Below are 876 nucleotides of genomic sequence, written 5' to 3'. Positions count from 1 at the left end.
GCACGTTTCTCATAAAAATGAAAAAAGTCTGACGATTTTGTCAGACCAAAATAATATAACCTTAAAAAGAGAAGAACAATTCTTCCCTCCAACTATCATTATTTAGCAGCTGCGTACAATTCATCTACTTTGTTCCAGTTGATCACTGAGAAGAAAGCTTTGATGTAGTCAGGACGCACGTTGCGGTATTTCACGTAGTAAGCATGTTCCCAAACGTCCAAGCCCAAGATTGGTTTTTTACCTTCTGAGATTGGTGTGTCTTGGTTTGCTGTTGAAGTCACTTCAAGCTTCCCTTCTTTGTTGACAACCAACCATGCCCATCCAGAACCGAAACGAGTTGTTGCTGCTGCAGTGAAGGCTGCTTGGAAGTCTTCAAATGAACCAAATGTTGCATCGATTGCTGCTGCAAGTTCTGTTGATGGAGCTGTTTTTTCAGGAGTCATTAATTCCCAGAAAAGAGCGTGGTTCAAGTGTCCACCACCATTGTTGATAAGCGCTTGACGGATATCAGCTGGGATTGATTCTACATCAGCAAGCAAGGCTTCAAGGTCTTCACCGATTTCAGGGTGTTTTTCTAAAGCTGCATTGGCATTGTTGACATAAGTTTGATGGTGTTTGTCATGGTGCAAATGCATTGTTTCCGCATCGATGTATGGTTCCAAAGCGTCGTATGCATATGGAAGTTCTGGTAAGATAATAGCCATCTGTAATACCTCTTTTTCTTTCTATATGAAAATGATAACGCAAACATTCACTTTTTTCAAGTTTTTTGCTTATAGATGAAGAAATCACTGAAATACTTTCTAATAATACTCTTCGAAAATCTCTTCAAACCGCGTCAACGTCGCCTTGCCGTACGTATGGTTACTGACTTCG

General features: G+C 40.4%; 1 protein-coding gene. It reads right to left on the bottom strand.

Annotated features, from left to right (window positions below; genetic code table 11):
- Nucleotides 1-98: 98 nt before the first annotated feature.
- The gene (gene sodA / locus HT696_RS10480; RefSeq protein ID WP_173283082.1) at nt 99-704 is read right to left on the bottom strand and encodes a superoxide dismutase SodA; all 606 of its coding nucleotides are present in this window, start codon (nt 702-704) and stop codon (nt 99-101) included.
- Between the last annotated feature and the right edge of the window lie 172 nt (nt 705-876).

It is taken from the genome of Streptococcus sp. 9903 (assembly GCF_013276625.1).
Lineage (GTDB): Bacteria > Bacillota > Bacilli > Lactobacillales > Streptococcaceae > Streptococcus.
The sequence above is the reverse complement of the archived record's forward strand: the minus strand, read 5'-3'. Positions and strand labels throughout refer to the sequence as shown.

Coding starts and splice junctions, on each gene's coding strand:
- sodA (WP_173283082.1), bottom strand. CDS start 704: ATGGCTATTATCTTACCAGAACTTCCATATGCATACGACGCTTTGGAA.